The sequence below is a fragment of the Pseudosulfitobacter koreensis genome (assembly GCF_024733015.1).
Taxonomy (GTDB): domain Bacteria; phylum Pseudomonadota; class Alphaproteobacteria; order Rhodobacterales; family Rhodobacteraceae; genus Pseudosulfitobacter; species Pseudosulfitobacter koreensis.
Window position 1 is genome coordinate 60,650 of record NZ_JANKJG010000010.1, and the last position, 14,999, is coordinate 75,648.

Genomic DNA, 14,999 nt, shown 5'->3' on the forward strand with positions numbered 1-14,999 from the left:
GTGCCACGAGTGGTCATATCAGCAATCGCCGACAACATCCTGCGCGGCGTCGAGACGGTGCAGGACACGGTATCCGAGACGCTGTTCGAGCCGGTCGTGCGTCTTGGCGTGACCGGCCTTGCGCGCTCGGGCAAGACAGTGTTCATCACCTCGCTGGTGGCCAACCTGCTGGACCGGGGCCGGATGCCGCATCTTCTGGCCGCCTCCGAGGGGCGGATCGAGGCCGCGTTCCTGCAGCCGCAGCCCGACGACACGATCCCGCGCTTCGACTACGAAAGCCATCTGGGCGCGCTGACCGCCGACCCGGCCCATTGGCCCGAAAGCACGCGCCACATCTCCGAGCTGCGGGTCAGCCTGCGCGTGCGTCCCAAGGGGCTGCTTGCGGGCATAAAAGGTCCGCGCACGGTGCATCTGGACATCGTCGATTATCCCGGCGAATGGCTGCTGGACCTGACGCTGATGGACAAGAGCTATGCCGAGTGGTCCGCCGCCACCCTGAAGGCGATAGAAAACCGCGAAGAGGCCGCAGCCTTTCGCGCCAAGGTCGCGCTGGTCGATGGTGCAACCAAGCTTGACGAGCCATTGGCGCAGGACCTGGCCGCGACCTTCGCGGCCTACCTGCAGGATGCGCGGCGCGCGGGCTATTCCGATTGCGCGCCGGGCCGGTTCCTGCTGCCCGGCGATCTGGCGGGCTCCCCGGTGCTGACCTTCGCGCCATTGCCCGCAGGCGATACGCCGCGCGGCTCGCTGCGGCGCGAGATGGACCGCCGGTACGAGGCGTATAAATCGCAGGTGGTGAAACCGTTCTTTCGCGATCACTTCGCCCGCATCGACCGTCAGGTGGTGCTGGTCGATGCCTTGGGGTCCATCCACAACGGCCCCGCCGCGCTCGAAGACCTGCGCGGTGCGTTGACCGAGATCCTGCAGGCCTTCCGCCCCGGTCGCAATGCGTTCCTGACGCGGTTGCTGATGGGTCGACGGGTCGAAAAGATCCTTTTCGCGGCGACAAAGGCCGACCACCTGCATCACGGCCAGCACGCGCAACTGACCGCGATCATGCAGGCGCTGGTACGCGACGCCACGGACCGGGCGCGTTTTGCCGGTGCGGACGCGCAGGCGCTGGCCATCGCGTCGCTGCGTGCGACGACTGAGACCGACATGCCCCACGAGGGCGAGACGCTGGGCATGGTGCAGGGCAGGTTGCTGGATACCGGCAAGCAGGCGGCGTTCTTTCCGGGCCATCTGCCGAGCGATCCCTCGCATCTGCTGAACCCGCAGCGCGGGCAGAACTGGCTGGCGGGCGACTATCAGGTGATGCGCTTTGCTCCCGCCACGCTGACCTTGCGCCCCGGCGACGGGCCGCCGCACATCCGGTTGGACCGTGCCGCGCAGTTCCTGTTCGGGGACAAGCTGTGAGCGCGGTGCAGCTTTGCCCCGCCCGACCGCTCGACGCCGGAACTGTGGGCGCGATCATCGGCGCGCATGTGGACGCAACCGACTGGCTGCCGCGTGTCCACAGCCGCGCCGAAGAGGTGATGTTCGCCGCCGACATGATCGACGCAGGCTGGGTGACGACCGCACGCACCGATGCGGGCGTGGTTGGGTTTCTGGCGCTGGACGGCACGGAGATCCAAGGGCTCTATGTCGCGCCAGAGGCGCAGAACCGTGCGGCGGGCACCGCACTTCTGACCCACGCCAAGCGTCGCTGCAATCGGCTGGGCCTGTGGTCCTATGCGCGCAACACAAGCGCCAACCGGTTTTACGAGCGGGCCGGGTTCCGCCCCGTCGAACGCAGCAACGGCGCGGACAATGACGCGGGCCTGCCCGACATCCGATACGAATGGCACGCAAGCAGGGAGGCACCGTGATGGCCAAGGGTCCGGTTCTGATTGATCTTACCGAAACCCCGTCAGTCGCTGACGCGCCGCCGGTGCCCGACGCGCAAGAGGCGCTGGTGCCTCAGGGCCGGGCCATGCAGGCCGTCGCACGGGTGGCCGCGCGCCGCCCTTCCAAGCTGGTGCGCCTGTTCTGGTGGGTGACGACCACGCTGATCGGTGCGGTGGTGACGATTGCCTCCTGGGACTTTGCCACCGGGTTGATCGACCGCGCACCCGTCGTCGGCTGGATCGTGACAGGGCTGTTCGCGCTGTTCGTGTTCACGCTGCTGATGATGGCTGTGCGCGAGCTGGCTGCACTGGCGCGACTGACCCGCATCGACGATCTGCGCCATCAGGCGGCTACGGCGCTCGAGGCTGTGGACCTCGCTGCGGCGCGCAGGGTCACCGACCGGCTGGTCACGCTTTATGCGGGGCGCGAGGACACCCGCTGGGGCCGTGACCGGCTTGAGGAACTGCGCGGCGACCAGATGGACGCTGCCGCCCTGCTGACGCTGGCCGATGCCGAACTGCTGGCCCCGCTGGACGTGGCCGCATCGCGCGAGGTCGAGGCCGCGGCCCGGCAGGTCGCCGCCGTGACAGCACTTGTGCCGCTGGCGCTGGCCGATGTCGCGACCGCGCTCAGCGCCAATTTGCGGATGATCCGCCGGGTGGCGGATGTCTATGGCGGGCGCTCGGGCTTTTTCGGCAGCTGGCGGCTGACGCGCGCGGTGATGTCGCATCTGGTGGCGACGGGTGCCGTTGCGGTGGGCGACGACATGCTTGAGCCCGTGCTGGGCGGATCGCTTCTGGGCAAACTCTCGCGCCGCTTCGGCGAGGGGCTGGTCAACGGCGCATTGACCGCCCGCGTCGGCGTCGCCGCGATGGAGGTCTGCCGCCCGCTGCCGTTTCCGCCGGGCAAGCGTCCGACCAGCCGTGGCATCGTACAGCGTAGCCTGACGGGGCTCTTCGGGTCCAAGGGCGCCTGAATATCGTTCACGGGTAAGGATTTCCGTGCTTTGCCCGGTCCTGCCAAAGCGTTAACGTGCGCTTTGAATAAAAGGTAAGGGCAGGGCGGACATGGAAGGTCTTCTGGTCGTGATCGGAGGGGTCGTCTTGGCGATCCCGGTGGCGGTGATCTATCTTCTGATCAGCCACAGCGGCGTGAAAGCCCGCCTTGCCGAGGTTGAAAAGGAACTGACGGCGCTGCGTTTGTCGGGGCCTGCGGGACCGAGCGAAGCGGCTTTGCCTGCGCCGAAACCCTCAAAACTTGCGACGCCACCGCCACCACCACCGGCGGCTGCGGTGATCGCGGCGCGCGATGCGGCTGTTTCCCCATCTTCGACACCTCGCCCGCCCTCGCAAGCGTCGGACTGGATGCAGCGGCTGAGCGCATGGCTCGTGCAAAACTGGTTCTATGCCGTGTCAGCCCTGTCGCTGGCTTTGGCGGGGCTTTTTTTGGTGCAATACGGCGTCGAGAACGGCCTGTTGCCGCCCGCAGCACGGGTTGCAGCGGCGCTGGCCTTTGGCGTCGCGCTGATCGGCGCGGGCGAATACATCCGCCGCCGCTTTGGCGATGACGAGGACGCGGCCACCGCCTATCTGCCCTCGGTCTTTTCCGGTGCAGGCATCGTGTCGCTGTTCGGCGGCGTGCTGTCGGCGCGGCTGCTCTACGATCTCATCGGCCCCGAAGCGGCGCTGGTCGGCATGGTGCTGGTCGCGCTGATTGCGCTGGTGCTGGGCTGGTTCTATGGCCCGCTGCTGGCAGCGGTCGGCGTGATCGGTGCCTTTGCGGCGCCCTTTGTGGTCGGCGGGTCGTCGGACGATCCAACGATATTCTATGGTTATTTCGCGATCATATCAGCATTTGGGCTGGGCATCGACACGCTGAAACGCTGGGCCTGGGTGTCGGTCCTGAGTGTGGTTCTGGCCTATGTCGCGGGCTGGTTGCTGGTCGTCGGCGCGGATCAGACGATTGGAGCTTTCGTGGTCTATGTCACCGCGATGGCGCTGATGGCGCTGCTGATCCCGGCGCGGTCGCTGATGCCCGATCACAGCGGTGTTCAGGTCCATGAAATCCGCAAGGGCGCGCGCCCGAACTTTCCGACGCTGCTGGCTGCTGGGGCGCTGGGCGTGACCGTGGTGTCACTGGTGATGATCGCGCATGGCGGCGTGTCCGAATTCTGGCTGTCGGTGCTGGCGCTGTCGGGGCTGGCTGCCGCATGGGCCTGTTGGTCGGTGGAGGCACCGGCGCTGCAGGACCAGACGCTGCTGCCTGTTGCGGGCCTGGGAGCGGCGGTGGCGCTGATCGGGTTGGACCACGCGCAGGTCGTCTCGGACTATCTGAACACCTATACCGACGCGCCCGATGCCGATTTTCCGCTGGCGGTCAGCGGGCTTGTGGCCGTGGGCGCCGTGCTGTCTCTGCTGACCGCGTGGCGGTCGATGCGCGGTGGTGCGTTTGCCCCGCTGTGGGCCGCAGCGGCGGCGGTGATTGCGCCAGGGCTTGCGGTGCTGATCGAGGTGACGTGGCAACCCACGCAAGCCATCGGAGCGTACCCTTGGGCGCTGCACGCCGCAGCACTGGCGGTGATGATGGGCGTGCTGGCCGAACGCTTTGCCCGCGTGGACGGAAGCGAACATCGCCTGAGGACTGCATTTTTTGTGCTGTCGGCGCTGTCGTGCATCACCTTTGCGCTGGTGCTGATCCTGTCGCTGGCGGCGCTGACGGCGGCGATTGCGGTGACGGTGGTGGTCGCCGCATGGCTGGACAGGCGGTTTGATCTGCCGCATATGGGCTGGTTCGTGGCTGCGGGCGTGGCGACGTTGGGATACCGGCTGGTGGCCGATCCGGGGCTGATCTGGGCGGTGAACGTGGCGCTGTTCGAGATGCTGCTGGCCTATGGCAGCGCCTTTGCCGCGATGGTCGCGGGGCTGTGGCTGCTGCGTCCGCGCGTGGCGCAGGGGCGGCGCGACGAGGCGGTGCTGATGCTGGACAGTGCCGCATGGTCGTTCGGGGGCATCTTGCTGACGCTGCTGGTCTACCGCACGATTGCATATGTGCTGGACGAGGACAGCGTCGGGTCGCATTGGGCGATGGGGCTGTTTGCGTCGATCTGGTTTGCGCTGGCGCTGGCGCAGGTGCAGCGGATGGCCGGGCGGCGCGCGCTGCGCTGGGGGCGGGCTGCCTTGGGCGCGGTTTTTGCGCTGTTCGGGCTGGGCGCACTGGCGCTGGGGGTGATCCTGGTATCGCCGCTGCTGAGTTCGTGGTTCGCGGAGGTGGCGGGGCCGCCGGTGATCAACACGCTGATGCCTGCCTATCTGGCACCGGCGCTGGTTCTGGCCTTGGGTGTGTGGCGGATCGGCACTTTGCCACGGCTGCTGCGGCTGGCGATGGCGGTGCTGGCGGGCGCGCTGGGTGTGCTGTGGCTGTTCTGTGTGATCCGGCATTTCTGGCAAGGTTCCGAGGCGATGGAGTTGAGCCGGGGCATGGGGCAGGGCGAGCTTTATTCCTATACCGTGGCGCTGCTGCTGACCGGGGCCGTGCTGTTCTATCAGTCGATGGCTGCGGGATCGGCGCTGATGCGGCGCGCGGGGCTGGTGGTGATCGGGCTGGCGGTGGCCAAGGTGTTTTTGATCGACATCTCGGGTCTGGGTGGTTTGGTGCGGGTGTTCTCGCTCTTGGTGCTGGGCCTGTCGCTGGCGGGGCTGGCGTGGCTGAACCGCTGGGCGCAGGGCAAGACGGCGGCACCCGTCGATGCGAGGGAGTAGGGGGGCGCTGCCCCCGGCCTGCGGCCTTCCCCCCGGGATATTTAGGGCCAAAAGAAGGGGACTTGTCGGGCTATCCCCCGCTGATTATAAGGCGGGCATGAGGATGCACTGCGCGCCCATTATTCGAATTATTTCCCCGGCGCTCTGACCCCTTGAGACGCCGGGCAACAGGTGTTCGAGCCATCGCACCGACCCTCACATTCCCATTATCTCCGATCTGACCCGAAGGACGCCCGACATGTGCGCCGATACGCCTGAATACAAAGACACACTGAACCTGCCCCGCACCGAGTTTCCGATGCGCGCGGGCCTGCCCAAGCGCGAACCCGAATGGCTGGCGCGCTGGGAAGAGATCGGTGTCTATGACCGCCTGCGCGAGAAAGAGGGGCGCACGCCCTTCACGCTGCACGACGGACCGCCCTATGCCAACGGGCACCTGCACATCGGCCACGCGCTGAACAAGACGATCAAGGACATGATCGTGCGCAGCCATCAGATGATGGGCTTTGATGCGCGCTATATCCCCGGCTGGGACTGCCATGGCCTGCCGATCGAATGGAAGATCGAAGAGCAGTACCGCAAGAAGGGCCGCGACAAGGATCAGGTGCCGATCAACGAATTCCGCGGCGAGTGCCGCGATTTCGCGCGCGGCTGGGTCGACATCCAGCGCGACGAGTTCAAGCGGCTGGGCATCACCGGCAATTGGGAAAACCCGTACCTGACGATGGATTTCCACGCCGAGCGGGTGATCGCCGAGGAGTTCATGAAGTTCCTGATGAACGGCACGCTGTACCAGGGGTCCAAGCCCGTGATGTGGTCGCCGGTCGAGAAGACCGCGCTGGCCGAGGCCGAGGTCGAGTATCACGACAAGGAGAGCTTTACGGTTTGGGTGAAGTTTCAGGTGGTCGGCACCGGCGGTGATCTGGACGGCGCCAAGGTTGTGATCTGGACCACGACGCCGTGGACCATGCCCAGTAACAAGGCTGTGGTTTACGGCGCGGGTATTTCCTATGGTCTCTACGAAGTGACCGGTACGCCCGAGGAATGCTGGGCCGACGTGGGCGAGCGTTTTGTGCTGAGCGATGCGCTGGCCGCCGATGTGATGACCCGCGCGCGGCTTGAAGAAGGCATGTACACCCGCGTGCGCGACGTTGCGCAGGATGAATTGGCCAAGGCCAGCCTCGAGCATCCGCTGAAAGACGCCGAAGGCGCAGGTGGCGAATGGGACGACCTGCGCGACTTCCGTGATGCCGATTTCGTCACCGACACCGAGGGCACCGGCTTTGTGCACTGCGCCCCGTCGCACGGGTTGGAGGAATACGAACTTTACCGTGATCTGGGCATGCTGGAGCAGGTGATCACCTATAACGTCATGGAAGACGGGCGTTTCCGCGACGATCTGCCGTTCTTCGGCGGCAAGGCAATTCTGAAGCCCAACGGCAAGGAAGGCAACGCCAACGCCGCCATCATCGAGAAGCTGGCCTCGGTCGGCGGCCTGTTGGCGCGCGGCAAGATCAAGCACAGCTATCCGCATTCCTGGCGGTCCAAGGCGCCGGTGATCTACCGCAACACGCCGCAGTGGTTTGCCGCCATCGACAAGCCCGTGGGCGACGGGCTGGACACATTCGGCAAGACCATCCGCGAGCGTGCGCTGACCGAGATCGACAACGTCAACTGGACGCCGAAATCGGGCCGCAACCGTCTGCATTCGATGATGGAGGCGCGCCCCGACTGGGTGCTGTCGCGCCAACGGGCGTGGGGCGTGCCGCTGACCTGCTTTACCAAAAAGGGCGCGCTGCCGACCGACGCCGATTTCCTGCTGCGCAATGCGGACGTGAACGCGCGCATCGTCGAAGCCTTCGAGGCGGACGGCGCGGACGTGTGGTATGCCGACGGCGCGAAAGAGCGGTTCCTGGGCGGGATCGTGAACCCCGACGACTACAATCAGGTGACCGACATTCTGGACGTGTGGTTCGATAGCGGGTCGACCCACGCATTCACCCTGCGCGACCGCGCGGACGGCTCCGAGGACGGCATCGCCGATGTCTACATGGAGGGCACCGACCAGCACCGCGGCTGGTTCCACTCTTCGCTGTTGCAATCTGTCGGCACCACGGGCCGCGCGCCTTATCGCAACGTGGTCACGCACGGGTTCACGCTGGATGCCAAGGGCATGAAAATGTCGAAATCCATCGGCAACACCATCGTGCCCGACGAGGTGGTGCGCCAGTACGGTGCCGATATCCTGCGTCTGTGGGTGGCACAGGCCGATTATACCGCCGACCAGCGGATCGGGCCGGAGATCCTGAAAGGGGTGGCCGACAGCTATCGCCGTTTGCGCAACACCATGCGGTTCATGCTGGGGTCGCTGTCGGATTTCACCGAAAGCGACCGGACCGAGGCCGCGGACATGCCCGAGCTGGAACAGTGGGTGCTGCACCGTCTGGCCGAACTGGATGATGTCGTGCGCACGCGCTATGCCGCGTTCGATTTTCAGGGCGTCTGGCAGGCGGTGTTCAACTTTGCCACGCTGGAACTGTCGGCGTTCTACTTCGATGTGCGCAAGGATGTGCTCTATTGCGATGGCGACACGCTGCGCCGTCGGGCCGCGCGCACCGTGCTGGATCTGCTGTTCCAGCGGTTGACCACATGGCTGGCCCCTATCCTGGTGTTCACCATGGAAGAGGTCTGGCTGGAGCGGAACCCGGACGCGGGCAGTTCGGTGCATTTGGCGGATTTCCCTGCGACGCCTGCGGATTGGCGCAACGATGCGCTGGCCGCAAAGTGGGCCGGTGTCCGTGCTGCCCGCCGCGCGGTGACCGCAGCGCTGGAAGTGCAGCGCACCGACAAGGTGATCGGTGCCTCGCTGGAAGCGGCCCCCGTGGTCCATGTCGAGGACGACGCCCTGCGCGCGGCCCTGCAATCGGTGGCCTTCGAGGATCTGTGCATCACCTCGGACATCGCGATCACCGCTGACGCCGCACCCGCCGAGGCGTTCCGCATGCCCGAAGTTTCGGGCGTGGGCGTGGTGTTTGAAAAGGCCGCAGGGCAGAAATGCCAGCGCTGCTGGAAGGTCTTGCCGGATGTGGGCACGCACGCGCACCCCGGTGTCTGTGGCCGCTGCGAAGACGCGCTGAGCTGAGGCATCAAAGCTCCGAAAGCTTCGCGGCCCGCTCCTGAAACGGGGCGGGCCGTTTGCGTTTCAGTGTCTGGGTAGCCGGCGGAATGCGCAGGTTTCGGACTTGAGAGATCGCGGCGCCGGGCGCATGGTGCTGCGATGAACCTGCATGATGTTTCCACCCAGTTCGGCACCCTGTGCCTGACCGAGGACGATGGCGCGATCACGGCGTTGTCGTGGCAGGCATCGGGGCGCGCGGATGACACCGACTTGCTGCGCGCGGCGGCGAAGCAACTGCGCGCCTATGATGCGGGCGAACTGGAGTGGTTCGACCTGCCGCTGCGCGTGGCAGGGTCCGATTTGCAGCGTGCGGTCTGTGCGGCGATGCAGGCGATACCTTTCGGCTTTACCCGCACCTACGGTGAGATCGCCAAGGAGGTGGGCGCGTCGGCGCAGGCGGTGGGGCAGGCTTGCGGTGGCAATCCGGTGCCTGTGATCATCCCCTGTCACCGCGTCATGGGCGCCAAGGGTCTGACCGGATTTTCAGGGGCGGGCGGGGTCGAGACCAAGGTCGCGCTGCTGCGCCACGAGGGCGCGGGCGGCTTCCTGATCTAGTGGGATCAGCCGTCGGGACCGTAGATCGCCTGCTGCGCGATGCCTGCAAAGGTCAGGTAGATCGAGGTGATCGCCAGCCCGTAGACCGCCCACGTGTCGGGGTGAAAGTTTACCCAAGCCGCCCAGCCCGCGAACAGCGTCCAGGCCAGCGCGATGGGCAGGCTGACCTTGCGCCAACGCTCGGTGCGCACGGGGTGGATGAATTTCAGCGGCAGGAACATCGCGACGGTCAGCACGGTCACCAGCGCCAGCGACACCCAGAAGTTCGGCTCGGTCGCGAAGATCACCAGAACCAGCATGTTCCAGCAGCCGGGAAAGCCCGAGAACGAATTGTCCTTGGTCTTCATCCGCGTGTCGGCGAAATAGAGCGCCGAGGCGAATGTGATCAGGATGATCGCGACCCAGCCGGTCCAGCCGTCCATCAGCCCCGAGGCAAAGAGCGCGAAGGCCGGGATGAACACATACGTCAGATAGTCGATGATCAGATCCAGAAGCACACCGTCGAATTCAGGCGCGTTGGTCCCCACATCGTATTTGCGCGCCAGCGGGCCATCGACGCCATCGACGGCAAAGGCCACCACCAGCCACAGGAACATCATGTCCCACTTGGCCTCGACAGCGGCCAGCATGGCCAGCATCGCAAAGACTGCACCCGTGGCGGTCAGCAGATGAACGGAAAGAGCTTTTGCGTGGCGATTCATATGCCCGTTGATGGCCCATCGGCGGCATGGATGCAAAAGGAAATCGAGCCATCCGGCCAGATCGGCGGATCAGCCCGCACAGCCGCCGGGACTCAGGCCTTTGGGTGGGCGCTGTTGTAGACATCCATCAGCCGCGCGGTGTCGACGGCGGTATAGGCCTGCGTGGTCGACAGCGAGGCATGGCCCAGCAGTTCCTGGATGCTGCGCAGATCGCCACCCGCGTTCAGCAGGTGCGTGGCAAAGCTGTGACGCATCGCGTGCGGTGTCGCCGTGGCGGGCAGGCCCAGCTGCATCCGCGCTGATTCCATCGCCTTCTGGATGGCACGCGGGGCCAGCGCACCGCCGCGCACGGCGCGAAACAGCGGTTGGTCGTCCTGCAGGATGTGCGGGCAGGCGGCGACATAGGCGTCCACCGCCTGCTGCGCTGCGCCGACAACGGGCACGATGCGTTCCTTGCCGCCCTTGCCGGTGATCCGCATGACCTGCGGCAGCGGCACGTCACGGCCACGCAGGCTCAGCGCTTCGGATATGCGCAGACCGCACCCCCAAAGCAGCGTCAGAACCGCGATGTCGCGCAGTCCCACCCATGGGGTCGTGGATTGCATCCCGATGGTCTCGACCATGTCGCGGGCCGCATCCACCGCCAGCGGGCGCGGCAGCTTGCGGGTGTATTTCGGCGCGCGGGTGGAAAGCACGGCAGTCGGCTCGAACCCTTCGCGGGCGGCGAGCCAGCGATAGAACGACTTGACCGCGCTCAGCTTGCGCGCCAGCGACCGGGGGCCGACATCCGCCGATCTGGTGTGCGCCATCCATGCGCGCATGTCGCTGACCGTGATATGGGACAGCGCGCCCAGACCCTGCGGCGCGCCTTTGTGATTGCTGATAAAGGCCAGAAACTCGCCCAGATCGCCCGCATAGGCGGTGATCGTGTTGGCGGCGGCGCCTTTCAGGGCGCGCTGGTGGTCCAGCCATGTCTCCAGCGCGTCACGTGCTGCCGGAGAAATCAGGCTCATGACAGCCAGCGGCGCATGGTGCGCTCGAACACGCCGGTAAAGAATGTCAGCAGGTCGGTGCCCTGTTGCGGGCCGAACATATGCGGATCTTCCGCCCCCATCACCAGCAGACCGGGCAGGCGGCCCGCGCCAAAGTTCAGCTTCAGGCAGGCTTCGGACCTGATCCAGTCGCAATTGCTGCCGTAAATCTCGGCGTTGCCGTCCTGCACCTGACGCAGGGTGACCTGACGCACGGGGCCTCCGCGCCCCTGGCTGAGATAGCTGTCGATAAAGCCCGGTTCCGCCACGCTGAGCACATCGCCCAGACGCTGCACAGCCGGGTCCTTGTCATTCTGGACGCTTTCAAGCACCAGTTTCACCGCATCCACGCGCAGGATCTCGGCCACTTCGCCGCCCAGATCGCGCAGGAAGGTCTCGAATTCGATCGGGTCCAGCATCCGCAGGATCGCGCGGTGCACCTGATTGGTGCCCGCGAGATTCTCGTAGGCGGCGGCGATCACGCTGCGGTGGGTGTCTTCCAGCCGGTCCAGCCGCGATTCGAGCCGCTCCATCGCGATGCCGCGCAGATCGACGATGTTGCCGCCCATGCTGCGTTCGTTCGCGGCGATCAGGGCATGCATCATGTCCTTGTCGTCAAGGATCACGTCGGGACGCGAAATGATCGCCTCGCGCAGGGCGTCGTCGATTTTCGGGCTGCTGGTCATCTGCTGCTCATTTTTTATTTTGGGAACCGTAACACGCACGGGCGATGAAATCTGCCCCTTTTTGGAGAAAATCAATGGTTTCGGCGCGGACTGTGTGCAGCGCGGGTGATTTCCCGCTCAAACCGGCGCGGTGGCCTGCGCCGCACACAATTGCGTCGCCCGACGAATACCGGGCGGCGGCAGCGCAAGGCGGCGGGCTTACAGGATTTTCTGGCCTGTCTTCGCCCAGTCTTTCATGAACTGGTCGAGGCCCGCGTTGGTCAGCGGGTGCGCCGCCAATTTCTTGATCACTTCGGGGGGCGCGGTCATCACGTCGGCACCGATGCGCGCGCAATCCTGCACATGGGCGACGGTGCGGATCGAGGCCGCGAGGATGTTGGTCTCGAACCCGTAGTTGTCATAGATCGTGCGGATGTCCTCGATCAGGTCCATGCCGTCGATGTTGATGTCGTCCAGACGCCCGATGAAGGGGCTGATGAATGTCGCACCCGCCTTGGCCGCCAGCAGCGCCTGGTTGGCGGAAAAGCACAGTGTCACGTTGACCATCTTGCCTTCGCCCGACAGCACCTTGCACGCTTTCAGGCCGTCCCAGGTCAGCGGCAGCTTGACGGCGATGTTCTCGGCAATCTCGGCCAGCTTGCGGCCTTCGGCGATCATCGCGTCGGCGTCCAGCGACACCACTTCGGCGCTGACCGGACCCGAAACCAGATCGCAGATTTCCTTGGTCACTTCGAGAATGTCGCGTCCCGATTTCAGGATCAGCGAGGGGTTTGTCGTCACACCGTCGACCATGCCCAGATCGTTCAGTTCGGCAATGGCGTCGATATCGGCTGTGTCTACGAAGAATTTCATGTCGGTGGCTCCAGTGGCTGTTAGCGCAATCACAAGGCCACGCGCGATCAGTTGGCGATGGTCTTGCTTTGTGTTTGCATGTACCCCAACTGAACACCCGCTGAAACCCACAATTGCCGAGGCCAGACGTGACGCGCCCCGAATTTTACGACGAAGGTGCCCTGGTGGCCGTGCTGACCACGCAGCCACTGGACCGGCTGCTGGACTACAAGGCACCCGAGGGCGGAGCGATGCTGGGCGCGTTCGTCGAGGTGCCGCTGGGGCCGCGCAAGGTGCTGGGAATCGTCTGGGGACCGGGGCGGGGTGATTGGGATATCAAGAAGGTCCGCTCGGTTATCCGGGTGCTGGATGCGGCCCCCATGCGCGCGGAAATGCGCACGTTTCTGCTGAAGGCGGCGGAATATACACTGACGCCGATGCCCGCGATGCTGCGGCTGGCCACCCGCGCGCCGGGTCTGGGCGATCCGCCGTCGATGCGCAAGATCTACCGCCGGGGCGAGGGCGAACCGGAACGCTCCACCGACGCGCGCCGCCGGGTGATGGAGACGCTGGACGAATACGGTGATCTGTCTTTTACGTTGAAAGAGCTTTCCGAGATGGCGGGGGTCACCTCCTCGGTCGTCAAGGGGTTGGTAAAGCAGGGTGTTGTCTCGGAAGAGGATGCGCCGCGCGACGTACCGTTCCGCAGGCTGGACCCGTCGCTGCCCGGCAAGGCGCTGACCGACGATCAGGCCGCCGGCGCCGCGATGCTGGCCGAGGCGGTGCGCTCGGAGACCTATGGCACCACGCTGCTGCGCGGCGTCACCGGATCGGGCAAGACCGAGGTTTACTTGGAAGCCGTTGCTGCCTGTCTTGCCCAAGGCAGGCAGGCGCTGGTGCTGTTGCCCGAGATCGCGTTGACCGCCGAGTTTCTGAAACGGGTGCAGGCGCGGTTTGGCGCGCGGCCCGCCGAATGGCATTCGGGGGCCACGATGACCGAACGCCGACGGATCTGGCGCATGGTCGGGCAGGGCGGTGCGCAATTGGTGATCGGCGCGCGGTCGGCGCTGTTCCTGCCCTATCAGAACCTTGGACTTATCGTGGTGGATGAGGAACATGACACCTCGTACAAACAAGAGGATGGCGTGCTGTATAATGCCCGCGACATGGCGGTGCTGCGCGCGTCGATCTGCGGGGCGCATGTGGTGCTGGCCTCGGCCACGCCCAGTCTGGAAAGCTGGGTGAATGCAGAGGCGGGCAAGTACAAGCGGCTGGAACTGACCTCGCGCTTTGGTCCTGCCGTGATGCCGACGATGGGCACCATCGACATGCGCGCGGCGGCTTTGCCCTCTGATCGCTGGGTGTCGCCCGATCTGCAAAAGGCGGTGCAGGCGCGGATTGATGCGGGCGAGCAGGCGATGTTGTTCATCAACCGGCGCGGCTATGCGCCGATCACGCTCTGCCGGGCCTGCGGGCACCAGATCGCCTGTGACCAATGCGACGCGCGGATGGTCGAACACCGGTTTCTGAAACGGCTGATGTGCCACCAATGCGGCGAGACCAAGCCGATGCCCAATATCTGCCCGTCCTGCGGCGCCGAGGACCGTCTGGCGCCCGTCGGCCCCGGCGTCGAGCGTCTGGGCGAGGAGGCGGCAACGCTCTGGCCCGATGCGCGGATCGCGACGCTGAGTTCAGACATGTACGGCAGCGCCCGCGCGCTGAAGGCCGAGATCGAAAGCATCGCCCAGGGCGGGGCCGACATTGTCATCGGCACGCAACTGGTTGCAAAGGGGCACAATTTCCCGAACCTCACGCTGGTCGGGGTGATCGACGCCGATCTGGGGTTGCAAGGCTCCGATCTGCGCGCCGCCGAGCGGACGTTCCAGCTGATGCGGCAGGTGGCGGGGCGGGCGGGGCGTGCGGACAAGCCGGGAACGGCGCTGTTGCAGACCTATCAGCCCGAGCACCCGGTGATCCGCGCCATTCTGGCGGGTGACGAGGAAGGCTTTTGGCGTGCCGAAGCGGCGCAACGTGAAGCGGCGGGCGTGCCGCCCTATGGCCGTATGGCGGGGATCATCCTGAGCGGGCCGGATGTGGCTGCGGTGTTCGACATCGCAAACCATCTGGCGCGGGCGGACGGGCCGCTGCGGCAGGTGGGGGCGCAGGTCTACGGGCCGGCCCCTGCGCCGATTGCCCGCGTGCGGGGGCGTCACCGCGTGCGGATGCTGGTCAAGGCAGACAAGGGCGTGGCGCTGCAAGGGGCCCTGCGCAAATGGGTGGGCCAGGTGCAGATCAAGGGTGACATCCGGCTGGCCATAGATATTGATCCGCAGAGCTTTTACTGATCCGGCAGTTTTGGTTGTTCTGTCAAC

Annotated in this window: 11 protein-coding genes; 7 read left to right on the top strand and 4 right to left on the bottom strand. The window is 65.6% G+C overall.

The annotated features are described in order from the left end of the window. Positions 1 to 9: 9 nt before the first annotated feature. The 6 genes from NTA49_RS13370 (at position 10) to NTA49_RS13395 (ending at position 9,378) form a co-directional block, all read left to right on the top strand. The gene (locus NTA49_RS13370; protein WP_258295298.1) at positions 10 to 1,416 is read left to right on the top strand and encodes a YcjX family GTP-binding protein; all 1,407 of its coding nucleotides are present in this window, start codon (positions 10 to 12) and stop codon (positions 1,414 to 1,416) included. Continuing rightward, a complete protein-coding gene (locus NTA49_RS13375; protein ID WP_258295299.1) occupies positions 1,413 to 1,868 on the top strand; it encodes a GNAT family N-acetyltransferase in 456 nt (151 codons plus the stop codon). Before NTA49_RS13370 ends, NTA49_RS13375 begins: the two co-directional genes overlap by 4 nt. After that, on the top strand, positions 1,868 to 2,863 hold the full coding sequence (locus NTA49_RS13380; RefSeq protein ID WP_261368325.1) for a YcjF family protein: 996 nt from the start codon (positions 1,868 to 1,870) through the stop codon (positions 2,861 to 2,863). The genes NTA49_RS13375 and NTA49_RS13380 overlap by 1 nt, the downstream gene beginning before the upstream one ends. A gap of 91 nt (positions 2,864 to 2,954) precedes the next feature. Beyond that, positions 2,955 to 5,645, top strand: a complete 2,691-nt coding sequence (locus NTA49_RS13385; protein ID WP_258295301.1) for a DUF2339 domain-containing protein — start codon at positions 2,955 to 2,957, stop codon at positions 5,643 to 5,645. Positions 5,646 to 5,883: 238 nt separating this feature from the next. Further along, positions 5,884 to 8,787 (top strand): isoleucine--tRNA ligase, encoded by a 2,904-nt coding sequence (gene ileS / locus NTA49_RS13390; protein ID WP_258295302.1) that lies wholly within the window; start codon positions 5,884 to 5,886, stop codon positions 8,785 to 8,787. A gap of 135 nt (positions 8,788 to 8,922) precedes the next feature. After that, a complete protein-coding gene (locus NTA49_RS13395) occupies positions 8,923 to 9,378 on the top strand; it encodes a methylated-DNA--[protein]-cysteine S-methyltransferase (protein ID WP_258295303.1) in 456 nt (151 codons plus the stop codon). A gap of 5 nt (positions 9,379 to 9,383) precedes the next feature. On the opposite strand, the gene NTA49_RS13400 is transcribed toward NTA49_RS13395, so the two are convergent. From NTA49_RS13400 to fsa, 4 genes are all read right to left on the bottom strand, one after another. After that, entirely contained in the window at positions 9,384 to 10,079 is a 696-nt protein-coding gene (locus NTA49_RS13400) for a CDP-alcohol phosphatidyltransferase family protein (RefSeq protein ID WP_258295304.1), read from the bottom strand. Positions 10,080 to 10,171: 92 nt separating this feature from the next. Beyond that, positions 10,172 to 11,092 carry a tyrosine recombinase XerC gene (locus NTA49_RS13405; RefSeq protein ID WP_258295305.1) on the bottom strand — a complete coding sequence of 307 codons (921 nt, stop codon included), beginning with the start codon at positions 11,090 to 11,092 and terminating at the stop codon, positions 10,172 to 10,174. Then, entirely contained in the window at positions 11,089 to 11,796 is a 708-nt protein-coding gene (locus tag NTA49_RS13410) for a DUF484 family protein (protein WP_258295306.1), read from the bottom strand. Before NTA49_RS13410 ends, NTA49_RS13405 begins: the two co-directional genes overlap by 4 nt. Positions 11,797 to 11,994: 198 nt before the next feature. Continuing rightward, positions 11,995 to 12,648: a fructose-6-phosphate aldolase gene (gene fsa / locus NTA49_RS13415; RefSeq protein WP_258295307.1), complete on the bottom strand. Its 654-nt coding sequence runs from the start codon at positions 12,646 to 12,648 to the stop codon at positions 11,995 to 11,997. 128 nt (positions 12,649 to 12,776) lie between these two features. Here fsa and NTA49_RS13420 point away from each other — a divergent pair, with 128 nt between their 5' ends. Further along, positions 12,777 to 14,972: a primosomal protein N' gene (locus NTA49_RS13420; RefSeq protein ID WP_258295308.1), complete on the top strand. Its 2,196-nt coding sequence runs from the start codon at positions 12,777 to 12,779 to the stop codon at positions 14,970 to 14,972. Positions 14,973 to 14,999: the final 27 nt, after the last annotated feature.

Bases quoted from the DNA above. Each gene is read 5' to 3' on its own strand.
- NTA49_RS13380 (WP_261368325.1), top strand. From the start codon at position 1,868: ATGGCCAAGGGTCCGGTTCTGATTGATCTTACCGAAACCCCGTCAGTC.
- NTA49_RS13385 (WP_258295301.1), top strand. From the start codon at position 2,955: ATGGAAGGTCTTCTGGTCGTGATCGGAGGGGTCGTCTTGGCGATCCCG.
- ileS (WP_258295302.1), top strand. From the start codon at position 5,884: ATGTGCGCCGATACGCCTGAATACAAAGACACACTGAACCTGCCCCGC.
- NTA49_RS13395 (WP_258295303.1), top strand. From the start codon at position 8,923: ATGAACCTGCATGATGTTTCCACCCAGTTCGGCACCCTGTGCCTGACC.
- NTA49_RS13400 (WP_258295304.1), bottom strand. From the start codon at position 10,079: ATGAATCGCCACGCAAAAGCTCTTTCCGTTCATCTGCTGACCGCCACG.
- NTA49_RS13405 (WP_258295305.1), bottom strand. From the start codon at position 11,092: ATGAGCCTGATTTCTCCGGCAGCACGTGACGCGCTGGAGACATGGCTG.
- NTA49_RS13410 (WP_258295306.1), bottom strand. From the start codon at position 11,796: ATGACCAGCAGCCCGAAAATCGACGACGCCCTGCGCGAGGCGATCATT.
- fsa (WP_258295307.1), bottom strand. From the start codon at position 12,648: ATGAAATTCTTCGTAGACACAGCCGATATCGACGCCATTGCCGAACTG.